This is a genomic window from Streptomyces sp. NBC_00335, assembly GCF_036127095.1.
Classification (GTDB): Bacteria; Actinomycetota; Actinomycetes; order Streptomycetales; family Streptomycetaceae; genus Streptomyces.
The window spans coordinates 2,384,647-2,404,018 of sequence record NZ_CP108006.1 but is presented as its reverse complement, the minus strand read 5'-3'; the positions used below and the strand labels follow the sequence as shown (position 1 = coordinate 2,404,018).

The following is a 19,372-nucleotide window of genomic DNA, read 5'->3' as shown; positions in this document are numbered from 1 at the left end:
TGGTGACAGCACACGGCCCGGACCCCCGCGTTCTCACTCGAACGGAGGATCCGGGCCGTGTGGTCCGGCAGTTTGCCGCCTGCGGGACGGTGGGAGGACGCGGGCTGGTTAGAGCTTGGTCCAGGCCTCGGTGAGCACGCGGCGCAGGATGCCCTCGATCTCGTCGAAGGTGCCCTGGTCGGCGGTCAGCGGCGGGGCCAGCTGGATGACCGGGTCGCCACGGTCGTCGGCGCGGCAGTACAGGCCGTTCTCGAAGAGCGCCTTGGAGAGGAAGCCGTAGAGCACGCGCTCCGTCTCCTCGTCCGTGAAGGACTCCTTGGTGACCTTGTCCTTGACGAGCTCGATGCCGTAGAAGTAGCCGTTGCCGCGGACGTCGCCGACGATCGGCAGGTCGTGCAGCTTCTCCAGCGTCGCGCGGAAGGCGTCCTCGTTGTCCAGCACGTGCTGGTTGAGGCCTTCCTTGTCGAAGATGTCGAGGTTGGCGAGCGCCACCGCGGAGGACACGGGGTGTCCGCCGAAGGTGTAGCCGTGCAGGAAGGTGTTGTCACCCTTGTAGAACGGCTCGGCGAGGCGGTCCGAGATGATGCAGGCACCGATCGGGGAGTAGCCCGAGGTCATGCCCTTCGCGCAGGTGATCATGTCCGGGATGTAGTCGAACTTGTCACAGGCGAACATCGTGCCCAGACGGCCGAACGCGCAGATCGTCTCGTCGGAGACGAGCAGGACGTCGTACTCGTCGCAGATCTCGCGGACGCGCTGGAAGTAGCCGGGCGGCGGCGGGAAGCAGCCACCGGCGTTCTGCACCGGCTCCAGGAAGACGGCGGCGACGGTGTCGGCGCCCTCGAACAGGATCTCCTGCTCGATCTGGTCGGCGCACCAGCGGCCGTAGGCCTCGGGGTCGTCGCCGTAGATCGGGGCGCGGTAGATGTTGGTGTTGACCACCTTGTGCGCGCCGGGGACCAGCGGCTCGAAGGGGGCCTTGAGGGCCGGCAGACCGGTGATGGACAGGGCGCCCTGCGGGGTGCCGTGGTAGGCGACCGCACGCGAGATGACCTTGTACTTGGTGTGCTTGCCCTGCAGCTTGAAGTACTGCTTCGCGAGCTTCCAGGCGGTCTCGACGGCCTCGCCGCCACCGGTGGTGAAGAAGACCTTGTTCAGGTCGCCCGGGGCGTAGTGCGCGAGGCGCTCGGCGAGCTCGACGGCCTTGGGGTGCGCGTACGACCAGATGGGGAAGAACGCGAGTTCCTGCGCCTGCTTGTAGGCGACCTCGGCCAGTTCCTTGCGGCCGTGACCGGCGTTGACCACGAACAGGCCCGCGAGGCCGTCGAGGTAGCGCTTGCCCTTGTCGTCGAAGATGTAGGTGCCCTCGCCCCGCACGATGGTGGGTACGGGCGAGTTCTCGTACGACGACATGCGGGTGAAGTGCATCCACAGGTGGTCGTAGGCGGTCTTGGAGAGGTCCTGGCTCACGGCTATCGCGTTCCCCACATGTAGGTCTGCTTCTTCAGCTTCAGGTAAACGAAGCTTTCGGTTGATCGCACGCCGGGGAGCGCGCGGATCTTCTTGTTGATCGTTTCCAGCAGGTGGTCGTCGTCCTCGCAGACGATTTCCACCATCAGGTCGAACGAGCCCGCGGTCATCACCACGTACTCGCACTCGGCCATCGCGGTCAGCGCGTCGGCCACCGGGTCGAGGTCTCCCTCGACGTTGATGCCGACCATCGCCTGGCGCCGGAGCCCCACGGTGAGCGGGTCGGTGACGGCGACGATCTGCATGACGCCCTGGTCGAGCAGCTTCTGTACTCGCTGGCGCACCGCTGCTTCGGACAGGCCCACGGCCTTGCCGATCGCCGCGTAAGGACGACGACCGTCCTCTTGCAGTTGCTCGATGATCGCCAGGGACACAGCATCGACCGAAGGGGACGGTTGTCTGTTCCTGGAATCTGCGCTTCGACTGACCACGACCTCACTGTGCACGAGGAGTCGTCTGTTCCGCAAGGCGAGAACGATGTAATTCGTTGTTTCGGGAGTCAGATCTCACCGATTCCGTAGTTCGTGCTGTGTGGGCCTGTCGAAAACGGTGTCCGAGAGGCTAGGCTTGGTAGTTGTCTCAACCATTGGACATGTGAGCACAGGAGTGTGGCTGTAGTGACCACCGAACTGCGTCGTCTGCGCAACTACATCGGCGGGGAGTTCAAGGACGCCGCCGACGGGCGGACCACCGAGGTGGTCAACCCCGCCACGGGCGAGGCGTACGCGACCGCCCCCCTCTCCGGCCAGGCGGACGTCGACGCCGCCATGGCCGCGGCCGCGGCCGCCTTCCCGGCGTGGCGCGACGCGACCCCCTCCGAGCGCCAGAAGGCACTGCTGAAGATCGCGGACGCCTTCGAGGCGCGCGCGGACGAGCTGGTCGCCACCGAGTCGGAGAACACCGGCAAGCCGCTCGGCCTCACGGCCAGCGAGGAGCTGCCGCCGATGGTGGACCAGATCCGCTTCTTCGCCGGTGCCGCCCGCCTGCTCGAGGGCCGTTCGGCCGGCGAGTACATGGAGGGCATGACCTCCATCGTCCGCCGTGAGCCGGTCGGCGTCTGCGCCCAGGTCGCGCCGTGGAACTACCCGATGATGATGGCCGTCTGGAAGTTCGCCCCGGCCATCGCCGCGGGCAACACCGTGGTCCTCAAGCCCTCGGACACCACCCCGGCCTCCACCATCCTGATGGCCGAGATCATCGGCTCGATCCTGCCCAAGGGCGTCTTCAACGTCGTCTGCGGCGACCGCGAGACCGGCCGGGCCATGGTCGAGCACAGCACTCCGGCGATGGCCTCCATCACCGGCTCGGTGCGCGCGGGCATGCAGGTCGCCGAGAGCGCCTCCAAGGACGTCAAGCGCGTCCACCTGGAGCTCGGTGGCAAGGCTCCCGTCGTGGTCTTCGAGGACGCCGACATCGCCAAGGCCGCCGAGGACATCGCGGTCGCGGGCTTCTTCAACGCCGGCCAGGACTGTACGGCCGCCTGTCGCGTCCTGGTCCACGAGTCGATCCACGACGAGTTCGTCGCGGCGCTGGCCAAGAACGCGGCCGACACCAAGACCGGCCAGCCGGACGACGAGGACGTGCTCTACGGCCCGCTGAACAACCCGAACCAGCTCAAGCAGGTCGCGGGCTTCATCGAGCGCCTCCCCGCCCACGCCAAGGTCGAGGCGGGCGGCCACCAGGTCGGCGAGAAGGGCTACTTCTACGCCCCGACCGTGGTCTCCGGCCTCAAGCAGGACGACGAGATCATCCAGAACGAGGTCTTCGGCCCCGTCATCACGGTCCAGTCCTTCACGGACGAGGATCAGGCCCTGGCGTACGCGAACGACGTCGAGTTCGCCCTCGCCTCGTCCGTGTGGACCAAGGACCACGGCCGCGCGATGCGGATGTCCAAGAACCTCGACTTCGGCTGCGTGTGGATCAACACCCACATCCCGCTCGTCGCCGAGATGCCCCACGGCGGATACAAGAAGTCCGGCTACGGCAAGGACCTCTCCGCCTACGGCTTCGAGGACTACACGCGCATCAAGCACGTCATGACCTCGCTCGGCGGCTGACCGAAGGCCGGGCGGGCGGCCTGCCGGCCGCCGCATTGACCAGGTCACAGCCTTGAAGGGGCGGGCAGTAGACAACATGTCTATTGCCCGCCCTTTGGCGTTCCACCAGGCTCGTCCCATGCCTGAACTCGCCTTTTCCCGTCGCGCGGCGCTGCGCGGCCTCGGTGCCGTGGGCCTGCTGGCCGCCCTTCCCGGCTGTGGTGTCCCCGCCGCGTACGTCCCCGAGAGCCGACGGGAGGGTCAGGACCACTCCGAGAGCGACCGGAGCGTCTCCTTCTCCAACTGGCCCCTCTACATCGACACCGACGAAGAGGACGAGAGCCGGCGCCCGACGCTGGACGCCTTCGCGGAGAAGACCGGCATCGAGGTCCGGTACACCGAGGAGATCAACGACAACGACGAGTTCTTCGGCAAGATCAGCCCGTCCCTGATGAACCGCCAGCAGACCGGACACGACCTGGTCGTGGTCAGCGACTGGATGGCCGCCCGCTTCGTCCGCCTGGGCTGGGCCCAGAAGATGGACCGCTCGGCGCAGGCGAACGTGGCCAAGCACCTGGACCCGCAGCTGCGCTCCCCGGCCTTCGACGAGGGCCGGCTGCACACCGTCCCCTGGCAGTCGGGGATCACCGGCATCGCCTACAACCGCAAGGCGCTCGGCCGGGAGATCAAGTCCGTCAAGGACCTGTGGCACCCGGACCTGGCCGGCAAGGTCACGCTCTTCTCCGGTCTCGACGAGTCCTTCTCCCTGCTGATGCAGGGCAACGGCGTCGACGTGACCAAGTGGACCGAATCCGACTTCCACCGGGTGTGCGACCAGGTCGAGAGCATGGTGAAGAAGAAGCACATCCGCCGCTTCACCGGCAACGACTACACCTCCGATCTCGGCAAGGGCGACGTACTGGCCTGCCAGGCCTACTCCGGAGACGTGATCCAGCTCCAGGCCGACAACCCCGACATCGAGTTCGTGGTTCCCGAGGAGGGCGGCGAGCTCTGGGCGGAGAGCCTGCTCGTCCCCAACCTGGCCCGGCACAAGGCCAATGCGGAAGCCCTGATCGACTACTACTACGACCCGGAGGTGGCCGCGCTGCTCGCCGCCTACGTCAACTACGTCTGCCCGGTCCCGGCCGCCCGCGAGGTGCTGGCCGCCTCCGACGACCAGGAGACCGCCGAACTGGCCGAGAACCCGCTGATCTTCCCCGACGAGGACATGCGCAAGCGGCTCGTCGTGGCCCGCGACATCTCCTCCGCCGAGCGCTCTTCCTTCGCCAAGCGCTGGAACGGCATCGTCGGGCTCTGATCACGATCTTGCGGCGGAACTGAACATGTTCAGCAATTATGCTGAACATGTTCAGAAAACTGGGTAGGCTCCCTTTCATGAGCGAGAGAAGCGCCCTTCTGCGGCGGATCCGTGCCTGGCTTGCCCTGTTCCTCGTCTGCCTCGTGCTGAGCGGACTCACCGCCTTTCCCCTGGTGAGCGAACTCCACTGGGCCAATGCCCTGGTGGACAACGAGTGGCTGCGCCGTGTCGGCGACGGCCTGGAGCGGGCGGACTCCGAGTACCCCTTCCTCCTCTACGGCACGGACTGGCTCGCCTTCGCCCACCTGGTGATCGCGGTGTTCTTCTACGGAGTCCACCGAGACCCCGTCCGCAACGTCTGGATCGTCGAGGCCGGCATGATCGCCTGCGCCGGCATCATTCCGCTGGCCCTGATCTGCGGGCCCATCCGGGGGATCCCCCTCTACTGGTCGCTGATCGACATCTCCTTCGGCGTCTTCGGGGTGATCCCCCTGCTGGCCCTGCGTCGCATGATCAAGCGCCTGGAGGCCATGCCGGTGGACCCCGATCGGGACCTGGCCACGGCTGCGGCGTCGGACCCGGCCACGGACCCGGCAACGGACCTGGCCGCAGCCCGGGGCTGAGTACGCGCTACTTGGCGAAGGCGGCCATGACGACGGCGAGGGCGACCGAGTTCATGTCCTGGCCCTTGGCATCGGTCGCGTTGACCGAGTACACGAGGGTGCGGGACAGGTCGCGGGTCCCGCCTATCGCCGTGTTGTACCCGTGCCGGCCACCCGACTTGCCCCAGGCGACCGTGCCGTCGGGCAGCTTGATCCGCGACAAACCGGCCGTCATCGTCGCGGCCTTGCCCGTGGCGAAGTCCTTCACCCCGGGGACCGTGAACATCTCCTCGAGCTGCGCCGCCGGCACGAGGCGTCCGCTGAACAGGGCGAAGGTGAACCGCTCCAGATCGGCCGTGGTGGAGATGATGTCGCCCGCCGCCCACCGGTCCGAGGAGTTCCACTCGGTCACGTCCCGAAGCTCCGTGGAACCGTCCTCGCGCGTCACCGCCTGGTACCCGTGGTTGTGGCGACCCGGTATGCGGGTCTGGAAACGGCCCGGGAACGAGGTGTCCCGCAGCCCCAGCGGCTTCAGGACCCGAGAGGCGACCGCCTTCTCGTACGTCGTGCCCGTCACCTTCTCGATCAGCACGCCCAGCACCGTGTAGTTGATGTTCAGGTAGTGCTGGACCGTGCCCGGGACGAACTCGGGGCTCTTGGCCACCGCGTCGGCGATCTGGTCGTGCGGATCGGTCACGTCGAAGCGGTGCTCCCACTGCGCCTCGAAGGAGTCGCCCGGACCGTCGGCCGCCGGTATCCCGCTGGTGTGGTTGAGCAGCTGCCGGACCGTGACCGCGCCGTACGCCTCGGGGATCGTCCCGGGCAGGTACCGGCGGACCGGCCCGTCGAGGTCCAGCTTGCCCTCGGCCGCGAGCTGGAGCACCACCGCCGAGGTGAAGACCTTGGTCACCGAGCCGGCCCGGAACCGGCCCTCCTCGATGGCCGCACGCCCGGTGCGGATGTCCGCGACGCCGGAACTGCCCCGCCAGGCGCCGCTCGCGCCGCCCACTCGTACCAGCGCGGCCGTCGCCTCCTTGTGCCCGGCGCCGAGCCCGGCGATCGCCTGCTCCAGCGCCGTGGCGTTCGGCGGGGTGGAGACCAGCGGCGCGGGCCCCTGCGTCGCGGAGCTCGCGGCCGGGGCGGACGCCCCCGCCGACCCGGCGTGGGCGGCGGCCGGTCCGGCCGCGACGCCCAGGACCAGGGCGGTGGCGATCAGCGTGCGGGTCGCTCGGTTCATGGTGGATCCCCCTGTCGGCTCTCCGGGCGACTTTCGCCCCGATGACCTCAATGCTGCTGGTCACAGGGGTAGTTGCGGATCACCACCGAGAGGGGTCTTTGCCGGTACGACAACTCACCACCGAGAGCGAGGAGATACGACCCGTCTCACTCCCCAGAGGGAGATACCGAAGAGCCAGCCGCTATCAGACCCGTCTCGTACGCGCAGATCACCGCCTGGATCCGGTCCCGCAGCCCCAGCTTCGACAGCACGTTGCCCACATGCGATTTGACCGTGTGCTCGCTCACCATCAGCTCCACCGCGAGCTCCGCGTTCGACAGCCCCCGCCCCAGGTGGAGCAGCGTCTCCCGCTCCCGGGCCGTCAGGACCTCCAGCCGCTCCGCGGACAGCGCCTCCCCGGCCGCCGGCCGGGCCGTCGCCGCCGTGTACTCCGCGATCAGCCGCCGGGCCACCGAAGGCGCCAGCAGGGACTCGCCCGCCGCCACCACCCGTACGGCGTGCACCAGATCGTCCCGCCGCACGTCCTTGAGCAGGAACCCGCTGGCCCCCGCGTGCAGCGCCTCGTACACGTACTCGTCCGAGTCGAAGGTCGTCAGCATCACCGTCCGGCAGGAACTCGTCCCCGAGATCTCCCGGCACGCCTCGATCCCGTCCAGCACGGGCATCCGCACGTCCAGCAGTGCCACGTCGGGCGCGAGGGACCGTACCGCCGCGACCGCCGCCGCCCCGTCCCCGACCTCCGCCACCACCTCGATGTCCTCCTGGACGTCCAGGATCATCGCGAAGCCGCTGCGCACCAGTTCCTGGTCGTCGGCCACCACCACACGGATCGTCACTTCCCCACCTCCGCGCCCGACGTTACAAGGACGACCCGCACTTCGAAGCCTGTGCCGTCCGGGCGGGGGCCCGACCGCGCGGTCCCGCCGTGGGCGGCGGCCCGCTCCCGGATCCCGATCAGGCCGTGCCCGCCCGGTCGCGCCCCCGGTACGGAGCCCGTGCGCGGCAGAACACCCGGCCCCCGCCCGTCGTCCGTGACCGTCACGGTGAGCTCCCGCTCCCCGTACTCCAGGCGCACGGCCACCGCCGCAGCCCCGGCGTGCTTGACCACATTGGTCAGCGCCTCCTGCACCACCCGGTGCACCGTCGCCTCCAGCGCCGCCGGCAGGGCGCGCACCGGGCCCGTGCGCTCGTAGGTCACCTCCAGGCCGCTGCCCCGGACCCGCTCCAGCAGCCCCGCGAGCTCCCCGATGCCGGGCTGCGGGGAGCGCGGCGCCGCCTCGTCGGTGCGCAGCACGCCCAGCATCGTGCGGAGTTGGGCCATCGCGTCGCGGCCCGTCTCCGCGATGGCCTCGAACGCGGCCTCGGCCCGCTCGGGGGCCCTGCGTACGGCCACCGGGCCGGCCTCCGCCTGCACGATCATGATGCTCACCGCGTGCGAGAGGATGTCGTGCATCTCCCGCGCGATCCGGGCCCGTTCGCGGGCGGCCGCCTGTTCCGCCTCGATCCTGTTGGCCCGCTCCAGCTGGGCGGCCCGGTCCAGGAGGGCCGCCGTGTAAGCCTGCCGGGTGTGCTGGAGCCGGCCCAGCGCGTAGGCCGCGCCCGAGACGAAGAGGGTGAAGAGCAGTTCGCGCGCGGTGGCGGTGTTCCACCCGACCGACAGGGAGACCGTGAGGACCGCGATCCAGCCGACCCCCATCCGGACCCGGGCCGTGCACAGCAGGGCGACCGTGTAGAAGGCGATCAGCCCCGCGTACGGAAGTGGCTGCCCCGGTCCGTCGATGGTCAGTTTGTACGCGCCGCCGACCAGCAGGATCGCGGCCAGCACCGCGACCGGGGCCCGCCGCCGCCAGATCAGCGGGAGCACGCCGAGCGTGGTCATCGCGTACGAGGCCCAGTCCGCGGGCGGCAGATCGGCCGACCGGGGCACCACGAACGGCATCGTGACGGCCAGTTGCACCAGCAGCGTCAGCCCCAGGTCCTGCCGGCGCGGACCGGCCCGCCGGATCCACGCTCCGAGCTCCCCCCAGGCACGCTTCACCAGTCGAGCGCGGCTCACCGGCCGAGCTCGGCCCGTACGGCTCCCAGCGCGTCCACCCGGTTCGTCGTGATCGAGTCCACCCCGGCCCTGACCAGCGCACGCATCGCGCGCTTCGTGTCCGGGGTCCAGGCCGACACCAGCAGGCCGTCCCGGTGCAGGGCGTCGACCAGCTCCGGGCCGACCAGCCCGAAGCGGTAGTTGAGCCAGGTCGGGGCCACCGCTTCGATCAGCACCCGGCGCGGGGGAGCCAGGGTGGTCCACGTCAGCGCGATCTCGGCGCCCGGATCGGCGGCTCGGACCGCCAGCATGGTGGCCGGACCCGCGCAGTAGTACGTACGGTCGCGGGCCCCGCACTCGCGGACCTGACCGACGACGGTCCGTACGGTCTCGGCCGTCGCACCCGGCAGATCGATCATGACCCGGCCCGCTCCGGCGGCCAGCAGGGCGTCGCGCAGCGTCGGGATCCCGCCGTCCGTCAGCTCCCGCAGCTGCGGGGCCGTGACGTCTTCGAGCCGTACGTCATGGCCCCACAGCCGCTGGAGGTCCTCGTCGTGGAGCAGTACGGGCACCCCGTCGCGGGTCGTCCGCACGTCGATCTCCACCGCGTTCGCCCCCCGGTCGAAGGCGGAGCGGATCGAGGGCAGGGTGTTCTCGCGGACGCGGTAGGGATCCCCGCGGTGGCCTACGGCAGTCAGGGTGCGCATGCACCCATTCTGCGCAGCCGTCAGGAAGCGAGCCAGGCGGAGGTGTACGTGTCGATCTCGGCGGTGAGCTTCGCCTTGCCGGCCTGGTCCAGGAAGGAGGCCTCGACGGCGTTCTTCGCGAGCTGGGCGAGACCGCGCTCGTCGAGGTCCAGCAGCCGCGCGGCCACCGCGTACTCGTTGTTGAGGTCGGAGCCGAACATCGGCGGGTCGTCGCTGTTGATGGTGACGAGCACGCCGGCCGCCACCATCTCCTTGACGGGGTGCTCGTCGAGGGTGGCGACGGCGCGGGTGGCGATGTTGGAGGTGGGGCAGACCTCCAGCGCGATGCGGTGCTCGGCGAGGTAGGCGAGCAGCTCCGGGTCCCGGGTGGCGCTGGTGCCGTGGCCGATGCGCTCGGCGCCCAGCTCGCGGATCGCGTCCCAGATGGTCTCGGGGCCGGTGGTCTCGCCGGCGTGCGGCACGCTGTGCAGTCCGGCGGCGCGGGCGGCGTCGAAGTACGGCTTGAACTGCGGGCGCGGCACCCCGACCTCGGGGCCGCCCAGGCCGAAGGAGACCAGGCCCTCGGGGCGCAGGTCCACGGCGAGGCGGGCGGTCTCGGCGGCGGCTTCCTCGCCGGCTTCGCCGGGGATGTCGAAGCACCAGCGCAGGATCACGCCGAGCTCGGTCTCGGCGGCCTTGCGGGCGTCCTCGATGGCCTCCATGAAGGCCTTCTCCTCGATTCCGCGGCGGGTGGAGGAGTACGGGGTGATGGTGAGCTCGGCGTACCGGATGTTCTGCCGGGCCATGTCGCGGGCGATCTCGAAGGTGAGGTGGCGCACGTCGTCGGGGGTGCGGACCAGGTCGACGACGGAGAGGTAGACCTCGATGAAGTGCGCGAAGTCGGTGAAGGTGAAGTAGTCGGCGATGGCCTCGGGGTCCGTGGGGACCTTGGAGTCGGGGTGCCGGGAGGCGAGTTCGGCCACGATGCGGGGGGAGGCCGAGCCGACGTGGTGGACGTGCAGTTCGGCCTTGGGCAGCCCCGCAATGAAGGGGTGCAGGTCGGACATGAGGGTGCCTCCGAAGGACGCGTGCGGATGGAACGGCTTCATCGTAGGCAGGACCCGCACCGCCGAAGGGGCTTGTCGGAGGGAGCGCTCAGCATGGCCGTACGAGAGGGGGCGCCGTATGACCGGTCAGAGCCCCGAGTCGCGAGACCCTGGGCGCCGCTGCCGGGGCAGACGCCGCCGGGCCGGGCCGGGCCGGGGCGCCCACGTCCCGGCCCGGCCCCTCGCGCCGAGCCGTCAGGCGGCCGCGTCCGCCCGACCGGTCTCCCAGGGCCACCTGGCGTCCCGGCCGTCCTCGATCAGGGACACCATGCGGAAGGCCGCGTCGGTGAGCCCGCCGAAGGTGTGCCGGTTCGAGGACCCGGAGGGCGCGTGGCCCACCCGGTACCCGGCGAGGTTCCAGGTGTAGACGGGGACCGTGTCCGGCACCAGGGCCGTCGGATCGCCGCCGTAGGAGTACGTGGTCTGCTCGTCGGTGACGATCAGGACCCGGTCGTGCCCCGCGTAGTGCGCGGCCACCGCCTTGGTCGTGCAGGTGCCGCCGAGGTCCTCGAACCGCTCCAGCACCTTCAGCACCGACTCTCCCCGCCGGTAGTCGACCGCCTTGCTCGTGGAGCCGAACTGCACCAGGTCCGCGTCCTCGGCGCGCAGCGCCAGCGCCGTGCCGAAGACGGCCGCCGCGTCGGCCCGGTTGAGCTGCGAGCGGTCCGACAGCGGAGCCCACATCGACCCGGACCGGTCCACCAGGACCAGCGTCCGCCCCGGCAGCGCCGGTACGTGGGCCAGGGAGTGGCCCAGCGCCCGCTCCAGCGGGTACGCCCAGCGCAGCGAGGGCGCGTGCTGGTGGGCGGCCAGGTAGCGGAAGGGGAACTGCCGGGCCCGGGCGACGGTCTCCGGGTCGGAGATCTTCGCCGCGACCCGCTCGGCGACCTCGTCCGAGACTCCGGCCTGGTCGAAGTTGCGCAGGTTGCGCAGCAGCGCCATCGCGCCCATGGACGGGATGACCGCCTCCCAGGCGGCCGCGTCCATCGGCCCCTGCAGCCAGCCGGCCAACGCCTCCCAGGTCATGCCCGCCGCGGCGAGCCGCTCGGCGCCGTCCGGGGCGGTGACCACGGCCCGGCGCTCCGCGACGGGCAGCTCCATCAGGGCCCGGTGCGCGAGCAGGGTGCGGTTGCCCGGCGGGACCTCGGCGGTCTCCGGGTTGTGCCGGCGGTCGAGGGCGTGCCGGAACAGCTCGCCCTGCCAGGGCTTGTCCGGGTCGGGGGAGGCGTGCACGAGGTTGAGGACGTCGCCGAAGCGGTATCCCCGGGAGGCGGTGTCGTACTTCAGCAGCGCGTTGCCGGAGTAGAGGCGGCGCACCGCGTCGGCGATCCCGCGCTTGACGGGCTTGGGCACGCCCCGCCCGTACGTGGCGGTCCAGTAGGCGAGCAGCTCGCCGGGCTCGTCCGCGCGCAGCAGTACGGAGTCCACGACCTGCCGGTTCGAGGGCCCCCCGGTCGCTCCGGCGTCGAGCCGCGCCTTGACGTACTCGGCGGCTCCGACGAGCGAAGCCGTCCGCATGTTGCCGTCGCGGCGCAGCCAGCCGAGCAGGCCGGCGGTCCACTCGGGATCCTCCACGGCAAGGGTGCGCACGAGCGCGCCGAACCGGTCGTCGCGGGCCCCGCCGGACTCGTAGGCGGTCTGCTGCGTCACGAAGTTGGCGACGGCGAGCAGGAACAGCTCGGAGCGCGGATCGCGGACGAAGCCGGGGCTGCCCTGCGCGTTGGCGGCGCGGCGGCCGGTCGAGCGGACCGGTGAGGTGGGTGCGGTGGACGCCGCGGGTGCGGTGGGCGGCGCCTTGGAGCGGAGCAGGTTGAAACGAGCCATGTGAATCCCCCCGAATTCAGTGGAAAGCGGGGGAGGCGTGACGTGCGGAATGCCCGAGATCGAAGTCGGCGACGGACTGTGTCGACTGCTCTACCCAACTGAGCTACCGGCCGGAGCCGGGCGGGACTCGAACCCGCGACACGTTGATCCGGAAGTAACCGTTGCCTGCGCACCGGGCACTCCGCACGTGCGCCTCCCGAGGAAGAAGTGGCCGCGGCGTTGTTTCGTGGAAGAAGTAGCCGTGGCCTGCGCACCGGGAGGTGCGAACGTGGGTGTCCAGAGATCGAGGTCGGCGAAACCACAAGGTGCTCTACCAACTGAGCTACACCGGCCCGAAGCCGGTGACGGGACTCGAACCCGCGGCCGCCCGATTATGAGTCGAAGTAGGTCGCGCCTGCGCACCTGGACAAGGATCACGCTAGACGCACACCCCCGGCGGCCGCGAGCGATTAAAGCCCCGCCCGCAGCCGCTCGCGCGCCTCCATGAGCGCGAAGCCCAGCAGGTTCAGGCCGCGCCAGCGCGCCGGGTCCAGCGCGCGCTCGTCGTCGGCGGCCAGCCCTATGCCCCAGATCCGGTCCATCGGGCTGGCCTCCACCAGGACCCGGTTCCCGGTCGAGAGCAGGTACGAGGCCAGCGCCGGATCGGAGCCGAACTTGTGCACGCTGCCCTCCACCACCAGCGCGAACCGCTCCCGCTCCCACACCGCGTTGTCGAAGCCGCGCACCAGCCGCCCGGCCTTCTTCGCCTCGGCCGGAGTCTTCGCCTCCAGCGCCGCCCGCTCGGCTTCGGGATCTTCGAACAGGCGCGCCTTTCCGGCCATCATCCAGTGCTCGGCGGTCGCGTACCGCACGTCACCCACGGTGAACTCGGACGGCCACCACTGACTGAGGCAGCTCGGTCCGAGCGTGCCGTCGGGTCGCGGACGGTGTCCCCAGAACGGCAGGAACTTCAGCCTCTCACCCCGGCTGACCTGCCCGATCAGTTCCTCGATCATCTCCATGCATGTGAGTCTCGCAGGAGCACCGGACACTTCGTACGGGATTTCGGGCGCGCCTCGACACATGGTCGACCGATTCCGTCGCGTAATCAAAAGGCAACAACGGAATCACTTGGCCGAGGGGTGTACCTCTGCCAGGATCGGCACTCAATTCGAGCTGTAGCTCGAACTGTAGCTACGGAGAGCGTGAGAGCGTGATGGGCAACCGCTTCCAGGTCAAGGTCCAGGTCAAGGACCGATTCGCCGAAGGCGCGCAGTACATCGACGGGCAGCTGCGGCCCGGCACCTCGGGTCGGTCACACACCGTGGTCGACCCCGCCACGGGCGAGGGGGTGCTCACTTACGAGCTGGCCTCCACCGCCGACGTGGACGCCGCCGTCGCCGCCGCCAAGCGGGCCTTCCCCGGCTGGTCGGGGGCCACCCCCGGGGAGCGCTCCGACGCGCTGCACCGGCTGGCCGCAGTGCTGGCCGAGCGGGCCGAGGAGTTCGCGTACGCGGAGTCCCTGCAGTGCGGCAAGCCGGTCAAGCTGTCGACCGAGTTCGACGTCCCGGGGACGATCGACAACACCGCCTTCTTCGCGGGCGCCGCGCGCCACCTCCAGGGGCAGGCCGCGGGCGAGTACTCCGGGGACCACACCTCGTACGTACGCCGCGAGGCGATCGGGGTCGTCGGTTCCATCGCGCCGTGGAACTATCCGCTGCAGATGGCCGCCTGGAAGATCCTCCCGGCGATCGCCGCGGGCAACACCATCGTCCTCAAGCCCGCCGAGCTCACCCCGCTGACCTCCCTGATGTTCGCCCAGGCGGCCAAGGACGCGGGCCTGCCCGACGGCGTGGTCAACATCGTCACCGGCGCCGGCCGGGACGCGGGCGAGCACCTGGTGGGCCACCCGGACGTGGTCATGACCTCCTTCACCGGCTCCACCGCCATCGGCAAGCGGGTCGCCGAGATCGCCACCGCCACCGTCAAGCGGCTCCACCTGGAGCTCGGCGGCAAGGCCCCCTTCCTCGTCTTCGACGACGCCGATCTGGAGGCCGCCGCCAACGGAGCCGTCGCCGCCTCCCTGATCAACACCGGCCAGGACTGCACGGCCGCCACCCGTGCCTACGTCCAGCGCCCCCTCCACGACGCCTTCGTCGCCCGGGTCGCCGAGCTGATGGAGACCGTCCGCGTCGGAGACCCCTTCGATCCGTCGACCGACCTGGGCCCGCTGGTCTCGCACGCCCACCGCGACCGGGTCGCCGGCTTCGTCGAGCGCGCCCGCGCGTACGCCACCGTCGTCACCGGTGGGGAGATCCCCGGCGGGGAGCTCGCGGACGGTGCGTACTACCGGCCCACGCTGATCTCCGGCGCCGCCCAGGACAGCGAGGTGGTCCAGTCCGAGATCTTCGGGCCGGTCCTGGTGGTCCTGCCCTTCGACACCGACGACGAGGGCATCGCGCTGGCCAACGACACCCCGTACGGTCTCGCCGCCTCCGCCTGGAGCCGTGACGTGTACCGGGCGAACCGCGCCACCCGCGAGATCCAGGCGGGCTGCGTCTGGGTCAACGACCACATCCCGATCATCAGCGAGATGCCGCACGGGGGCTACAAGGCCAGTGGCTTCGGAAAGGACATGAGCACCTACTCCTTCGAGGAGTACACGCAGGTCAAGCACGTGATGTACGACAACACCGCGGTGGCGGCGAAGGACTGGCACCGCACGATCTTCGGGGACAGATAACCAGTAGCCGCCCGACCAGCGGCCCGCACCCATCCCGAAAGGGCACCTCCCATGGAGCAGTTCGAGCCCGACCGCCTCTCGGCGGCGCAACTCGCCGCTATGCGGCGCAGCCTCACCACCGGGCGCGGCGCCCTCACCCGCCGCTCCGTGCTGCGCGCCTCCGGAGTCGGAGCGCTCACCCTCGGCGGCCTGTCCGCGCTGGCCGGCTGCGGCATTCCGCCGGCCAAGCGCGCGGAGGGCACCGCCGCGGCCTCCGACGACCACTCGGCTCAGGAGAAGGAGATCAACTTCTCCAACTGGACCGAGTACATGGACACCAGTGAGGACGAGAAGTCCCGTCCCACGCTGGAGGAGTTCACCAAGCGGACCGGCATCAAGGTCAAGTACACCGAGGACATCAACGACAACGTCGAGTTCTTCGGCAAGATCAAGCCGCAGCTCGCGGCGGGCCAGGACACCGGCCGTGACCTGATCGTCGTCACCGACTGGCTCGCTTCGCGCATCATCCGGCTCGGCTGGGCGCAGAAGCTGGACCCCTCCCGGCTCCCGCACGCCTACGCCAACCTGATCCCGCAGTTCCGCAGCCCCGACTGGGACCCGGGCCGCGCGTACAGCTACCCGTGGACCGGCATCAACACCGTCATCGCCTACAACACCAAGGCGACCGGCGGGAAGAAGGTCGACTCCGTCACGCAGATGCTGGACGACCCCTCCCTCAAGGGCCGCGTCGGTTTCCTCACCGAGATGCGCGACAGCGTCGGCATGACCCTGCTCGACCAGGGCAAGGACCCGGCGAAGTTCACCGACGCCGACTACGACGAGGCGATCGGCCGGCTCCAGAAGGGCGTGGACAAGAAGCAGATCCGCCGCTTCACCGGCAACGACTACACCGCGGACCTCGACAAGGGCGACCTCGCAGCCTGCCTGGCCTGGGCCGGCGACGTCATCCAGCTGCAGGCCGGCAACCCGGACATCCAGTACGCGATCCCGGCGCCCGGCTACATCACCTCCAGCGACAACCTGCTGGTCCCCGTGAAGGCCGGGCACAAGGCCAACGCCGAGCGGCTCATCGACTACTACTACGAGCCCCCGGTCGCCGCCCAGCTGGCCGCCTACATCAGCTACGTCTGCCCCGTCGAGGGCGTCAAGGACGAGCTGGCCAAGATCGACCCGGAGCTCGCGGACAACGTCCTGATCGTTCCCGACAAGGCGATGGCCGCCAAGTCGCACGCCTTCCGCTCCCTCACCAGCGAGGAAGAGACGGCGTACGAGGAGAAGTTCGCCAAGCTCATCGGAGCCTGACGGGTCCCGCCGCGCCCCCACCGGCGAAGACACCCGAACCGGCACCTGCCCCTTCCACGACACACCACCGAAGGCCCAGGCCCATGACTGACAAGACCGAAGGCGGCGACGTCCGCCTCGCCGGGATCAGCAAGCACTACGGATCCTTCACCGCCGTGCACCCGCTGGATCTCACCATCCCCCAGGGGTCCTTCTTCGCCCTGCTCGGCGCCTCGGGCTGCGGGAAGACCACCACCCTGCGCATGATCGCCGGCCTGGAGGAGCCCTCCACCGGCACCGTCAGCCTCGGCGACCGCGAGGTCACCCACCTGCCGCCGTACAAGCGCCCGGTCAACACGGTCTTCCAGAGCTACGCCCTCTTCCCGCACCTCGACGTCTCGGAGAACATCGCCTTCGGGCTGCGCCGCCGCGGCATCAAGTCGGTCAAGAAGCAGGTCGACGACATGCTGGAGCTGGTCCAGCTCGGCCAGTTCTCCCGGCGCAAGCCCCACCAGCTCTCCGGCGGCCAGCAGCAGCGCGTCGCCGTCGCCCGCGCGCTCATCAACCACCCGCAGGTACTGCTCCTCGACGAGCCGCTCGGCGCCCTCGACCTCAAGCTGCGCCGCCAGATGCAGCTGGAGCTCAAGCGGATCCAGACCGAGGTCGGCATCACCTTCGTGCACGTCACGCACGACCAGGAGGAGGCCATGACCATGGCCGACACGGTCGCCGTGATGAACGGCGGCCGCGTCGAGCAGCTCGGTGCCCCCGCCGAGCTCTACGAGAACCCGAAGACGACCTTCGTGGCGAACTTCCTCGGCACCTCCAACCTCATCGAGGCCGAGGTCCTGGAAGCCGGCGCGTCCGACGTCGTGGTCTCCTCGGCCGGTACCAAGCTGCGCGTCCCGGCGTCGCGATGTTCGACCACGCCCCGCGCCGGCGGCAAGCTGCTGGTCGGGGTGCGCCCGGAGAAGATCTCCCTGGTCCACGCGGACGCCGAGGACACCATCGAGACCGGCCGCAACAAGGTCGCCGGCAAGATCGTGGCCTCCTCCTTCATCGGAGTCTCCACCCAGTTCGTCATCGACAGCCCGGTCTGCCCGGAGCTGGAGGTGTACGTGCAGAACATCGAGCGCGACGCCCGCCTCACCCCCGGCGCCGACGTGATACTGCACTGGAACCCGGACCACACCTTCGGTCTCGACGCGGCCCAGGACATCGACGCGGGCATCGAGACGGTCGGGGAGGGAGCGTGACGGCCCCCGCGACCCTGCCCGAGGTCGCAGTATCCGCCGAGCCCCCGGTCCACAAGCCGTCCCTGAAGAAGCGCCTGGTCCCGTACTGGCTGCTGCTCCCGGGCATCCTGTGGCTGCTCGTCTTCTTCGTGCTGCCGATGATCTACCAGGCCTCGACCTCGGTGCAGACCGGCTCCCTCGAAGAGGGCTTCAAGGTCACCTGGCACTTCCAGACCTACTGGGACGCCTTCACCGAGTACTACCCGCAGTTCCTGCGCTCCCTGCTCTACGCCGGCACCGCGACCGCGCTGTGCCTGCTGCTGGGCTATCCGCTGGCCTACCTGATCGCCTTCAAGGCGGGCCGCTGGCGCAACCTGCTGCTGGTGCTGGTCATCGCCCCGTTCTTCACCAGCTTCCTGATCCGCACCCTCGCCTGGAAGACGATCCTGGCCGACGGCGGCCCGGTGGTCGACGTGCTCAACACGGTCGGCTTCCTGGACGTCACCAGCTGGCTCGGCATGACCGAGGGCGACCGCGTGCTCGCCACGCCGCTCGCGGTCGTCTGCGGTCTGACGTACAACTTCCTCCCCTTCATGATCCTTCCGCTCTACACCTCGCTGGAGCGCATCGACACCCGCCTCCACGAGGCGGCCGGGGACCTGTACGCCCGTCCCGCCACGGTCTTCCGCAAGGTGACCTTCCCGCTGTCCATGCCGGGCGTGGTCTCCGGAACCCTGCTCACCTTCATCCCGGCGAGCGGCGACTACGTCAACGCCGAACTGCTCGGCTCCACGGACACCCGCATGATCGGCAACGTCATCCAGTCGCAGTACCTGCGCATCCTCGACTACCCGACCGCGGCCGCCCTGTCCTTCATCCTCATGGCCATCGTGCTCGTCATGGTCACCATCTACATCCGCCGAGCGGGGACGGAGGACCTGGTCTGATGAAGAGCGCCACCACCTGGCTGCGCAGCCATTTCGTCGTGATCGCGGGGCTCGGCACGCTCGCGTACCTGATCCTGCCGAACGTCGTCGTCACGGTCTTCTCCTTCAACAACCCCACCGGGCGGTTCAACTACGCCTGGCAGGAGTTCTCCCTCGACGCGTGGAAGGACCCCTGCGGGGTCGCCGACATGTGCGGGTCGCTGTCCCTGTCGCTGCAGATCGCGCTGTGGTCCACCATCGGCGCGACCGTGCTGGGCACCGCGATCGCCTTCGCGATGGTCCGCTACCGCTTCCGCGGTCGCGGCGCGGTCAACTCGCTGATCTTCCTGCCGATGGCCATGCCCGAGATCGTGATGGCCGCGTCCCTGCTGGCCCTCTTCCTCAACATGGGCATCCAGCTCGGCTTCTGGACGATCCTGATCGCCCACGTCATGTTCTGCCTCAGCTTCGTCGTCGCCGCCGTCAAGGCCCGGGTGCTCTCCATGGACCCCCGCCTGGAGGAAGCGGCCCGCGATCTCTACGCCGGACCCGTGCAGACCTTCCTGCGCGTCACCCTGCCGATCGCGGCCCCCGGCATCGCGGCGGGCGCGCTGCTCTCCTTCGCGCTCTCCTTCGACGACTTCATCATCACCAACTTCAACTCGGGCAACACCGTCACCTTCCCCATGTTCGTGTGGGGATCGGCCCAGCGCGGTACGCCTGTACAGATCAACGTCATCGGCACCGCGATGTTCGTCATCGCGGTCCTGGTGGTGCTGGCCGGCCAGATGGTCGCCAACCGCCGCAAGAAAGCACAGCCCAAGTAACACCTGT

At 69.7% G+C, this 19,372-nt stretch carries 17 protein-coding genes; 8 read left to right on the top strand and 9 right to left on the bottom strand.

The window, feature by feature from the left end; all coding sequences use genetic code 11:
• Window positions 1-108: 108 nt before the first annotated feature.
• Window positions 109-1,488: an aspartate aminotransferase family protein gene (locus OHA37_RS10475; protein ID WP_266904063.1), complete on the bottom strand. Its 1,380-nt coding sequence runs from the start codon at window positions 1,486-1,488 to the stop codon at window positions 109-111.
• The gene (locus OHA37_RS10470; RefSeq protein WP_073910973.1) at window positions 1,473-1,976 is read right to left on the bottom strand and encodes an Lrp/AsnC family transcriptional regulator; all 504 of its coding nucleotides are present in this window, start codon (window positions 1,974-1,976) and stop codon (window positions 1,473-1,475) included. The genes OHA37_RS10475 and OHA37_RS10470 overlap by 16 nt, the downstream gene beginning before the upstream one ends.
• A 171-nt stretch (window positions 1,977-2,147) precedes the next feature.
• On the opposite strand from OHA37_RS10470, the gene OHA37_RS10465 reads away from it, so the two are divergent.
• From OHA37_RS10465 to OHA37_RS10455, 3 genes are all read left to right on the top strand, one after another.
• Entirely contained in the window at window positions 2,148-3,587 is a 1,440-nt protein-coding gene (locus OHA37_RS10465) for a gamma-aminobutyraldehyde dehydrogenase (protein ID WP_266904062.1), read from the top strand.
• Between the two features lie 118 nt (window positions 3,588-3,705).
• A complete protein-coding gene (locus tag OHA37_RS10460; RefSeq protein ID WP_266904061.1) occupies window positions 3,706-4,884 on the top strand; it encodes a polyamine ABC transporter substrate-binding protein in 1,179 nt (392 codons plus the stop codon).
• Between the two features lie 77 nt (window positions 4,885-4,961).
• Window positions 4,962-5,507, top strand: a complete 546-nt coding sequence (locus tag OHA37_RS10455) for a hypothetical protein (protein WP_266904060.1) — start codon at window positions 4,962-4,964, stop codon at window positions 5,505-5,507.
• 7 nt (window positions 5,508-5,514) lie between these two features.
• Here OHA37_RS10455 and OHA37_RS10450 read toward each other — a convergent pair whose 3' ends face one another.
• The 7 genes from OHA37_RS10450 to OHA37_RS10420 all read right to left on the bottom strand — a co-directional run bounded on the left by OHA37_RS10450 (window position 5,515) and on the right by OHA37_RS10420 (window position 13,375).
• Window positions 5,515-6,723, bottom strand: a complete 1,209-nt coding sequence (locus OHA37_RS10450; RefSeq protein WP_266904059.1) for a serine hydrolase domain-containing protein — start codon at window positions 6,721-6,723, stop codon at window positions 5,515-5,517.
• Between the two features lie 146 nt (window positions 6,724-6,869).
• The gene (locus OHA37_RS10445; RefSeq protein WP_266904058.1) at window positions 6,870-7,559 is read right to left on the bottom strand and encodes a response regulator transcription factor; all 690 of its coding nucleotides are present in this window, start codon (window positions 7,557-7,559) and stop codon (window positions 6,870-6,872) included.
• Complete coding sequence (locus OHA37_RS10440; protein ID WP_443046141.1) at window positions 7,556-8,761, bottom strand: sensor histidine kinase; 1,206 nt, start codon at window positions 8,759-8,761, stop codon at window positions 7,556-7,558. Before OHA37_RS10440 ends, OHA37_RS10445 begins: the two co-directional genes overlap by 4 nt.
• A 14-nt stretch (window positions 8,762-8,775) precedes the next feature.
• Window positions 8,776-9,465: a glycerophosphodiester phosphodiesterase gene (locus tag OHA37_RS10435; RefSeq protein WP_266904057.1), complete on the bottom strand. Its 690-nt coding sequence runs from the start codon at window positions 9,463-9,465 to the stop codon at window positions 8,776-8,778.
• A gap of 20 nt (window positions 9,466-9,485) precedes the next feature.
• Window positions 9,486-10,511 (bottom strand): adenosine deaminase, encoded by a 1,026-nt coding sequence (locus OHA37_RS10430; RefSeq protein ID WP_266904056.1) that lies wholly within the window; start codon window positions 10,509-10,511, stop codon window positions 9,486-9,488.
• Window positions 10,512-10,745: 234 nt separating this feature from the next.
• Window positions 10,746-12,374 carry a TROVE domain-containing protein gene (locus OHA37_RS10425; protein ID WP_266904055.1) on the bottom strand — a complete coding sequence of 543 codons (1,629 nt, stop codon included), beginning with the start codon at window positions 12,372-12,374 and terminating at the stop codon, window positions 10,746-10,748.
• Window positions 12,375-12,823: 449 nt separating this feature from the next.
• A complete protein-coding gene (locus tag OHA37_RS10420; RefSeq protein ID WP_266904054.1) occupies window positions 12,824-13,375 on the bottom strand; it encodes an NADAR family protein in 552 nt (183 codons plus the stop codon).
• 194 nt (window positions 13,376-13,569) lie between these two features.
• On the opposite strand from OHA37_RS10420, the gene OHA37_RS10415 reads away from it, so the two are divergent.
• The 5 genes from OHA37_RS10415 to OHA37_RS10395 all read left to right on the top strand — a co-directional run bounded on the left by OHA37_RS10415 (window position 13,570) and on the right by OHA37_RS10395 (window position 19,365).
• Window positions 13,570-15,096 carry a gamma-aminobutyraldehyde dehydrogenase gene (locus OHA37_RS10415; RefSeq protein ID WP_266912651.1) on the top strand — a complete coding sequence of 509 codons (1,527 nt, stop codon included), beginning with the start codon at window positions 13,570-13,572 and terminating at the stop codon, window positions 15,094-15,096.
• Window positions 15,097-15,147: 51 nt separating this feature from the next.
• A complete protein-coding gene (locus OHA37_RS10410; protein ID WP_266904053.1) occupies window positions 15,148-16,398 on the top strand; it encodes a polyamine ABC transporter substrate-binding protein in 1,251 nt (416 codons plus the stop codon).
• Between the two features lie 83 nt (window positions 16,399-16,481).
• On the top strand, window positions 16,482-17,633 hold the full coding sequence (locus tag OHA37_RS10405) for an ABC transporter ATP-binding protein (protein WP_266904052.1): 1,152 nt from the start codon (window positions 16,482-16,484) through the stop codon (window positions 17,631-17,633).
• Complete coding sequence (locus OHA37_RS10400; protein WP_243337601.1) at window positions 17,630-18,559, top strand: ABC transporter permease; 930 nt, start codon at window positions 17,630-17,632, stop codon at window positions 18,557-18,559. The genes OHA37_RS10405 and OHA37_RS10400 overlap by 4 nt, the downstream gene beginning before the upstream one ends.
• Window positions 18,559-19,365 carry an ABC transporter permease gene (locus OHA37_RS10395; protein ID WP_266904051.1) on the top strand — a complete coding sequence of 269 codons (807 nt, stop codon included), beginning with the start codon at window positions 18,559-18,561 and terminating at the stop codon, window positions 19,363-19,365. The genes OHA37_RS10400 and OHA37_RS10395 overlap by 1 nt, the downstream gene beginning before the upstream one ends.
• The last annotated feature ends 7 nt before the right edge of the window (window positions 19,366-19,372 follow it).

Coding starts and splice junctions, on each gene's coding strand:
- OHA37_RS10395 (WP_266904051.1), top strand. CDS start 18,559: ATGAAGAGCGCCACCACCTGGCTGCGCAGCCATTTCGTCGTGATCGCG.
- OHA37_RS10405 (WP_266904052.1), top strand. CDS start 16,482: ATGACTGACAAGACCGAAGGCGGCGACGTCCGCCTCGCCGGGATCAGC.
- OHA37_RS10430 (WP_266904056.1), bottom strand. CDS start 10,511: ATGTCCGACCTGCACCCCTTCATTGCGGGGCTGCCCAAGGCCGAACTG.
- OHA37_RS10460 (WP_266904061.1), top strand. CDS start 3,706: ATGCCTGAACTCGCCTTTTCCCGTCGCGCGGCGCTGCGCGGCCTCGGT.
- OHA37_RS10415 (WP_266912651.1), top strand. CDS start 13,570: ATGGGCAACCGCTTCCAGGTCAAGGTCCAGGTCAAGGACCGATTCGCC.
- OHA37_RS10435 (WP_266904057.1), bottom strand. CDS start 9,465: ATGCGCACCCTGACTGCCGTAGGCCACCGCGGGGATCCCTACCGCGTC.
- OHA37_RS10410 (WP_266904053.1), top strand. CDS start 15,148: ATGGAGCAGTTCGAGCCCGACCGCCTCTCGGCGGCGCAACTCGCCGCT.
- OHA37_RS10425 (WP_266904055.1), bottom strand. CDS start 12,374: ATGGCTCGTTTCAACCTGCTCCGCTCCAAGGCGCCGCCCACCGCACCC.
- OHA37_RS10420 (WP_266904054.1), bottom strand. CDS start 13,375: ATGGAGATGATCGAGGAACTGATCGGGCAGGTCAGCCGGGGTGAGAGG.
- OHA37_RS10455 (WP_266904060.1), top strand. CDS start 4,962: ATGAGCGAGAGAAGCGCCCTTCTGCGGCGGATCCGTGCCTGGCTTGCC.
- OHA37_RS10450 (WP_266904059.1), bottom strand. CDS start 6,723: ATGAACCGAGCGACCCGCACGCTGATCGCCACCGCCCTGGTCCTGGGC.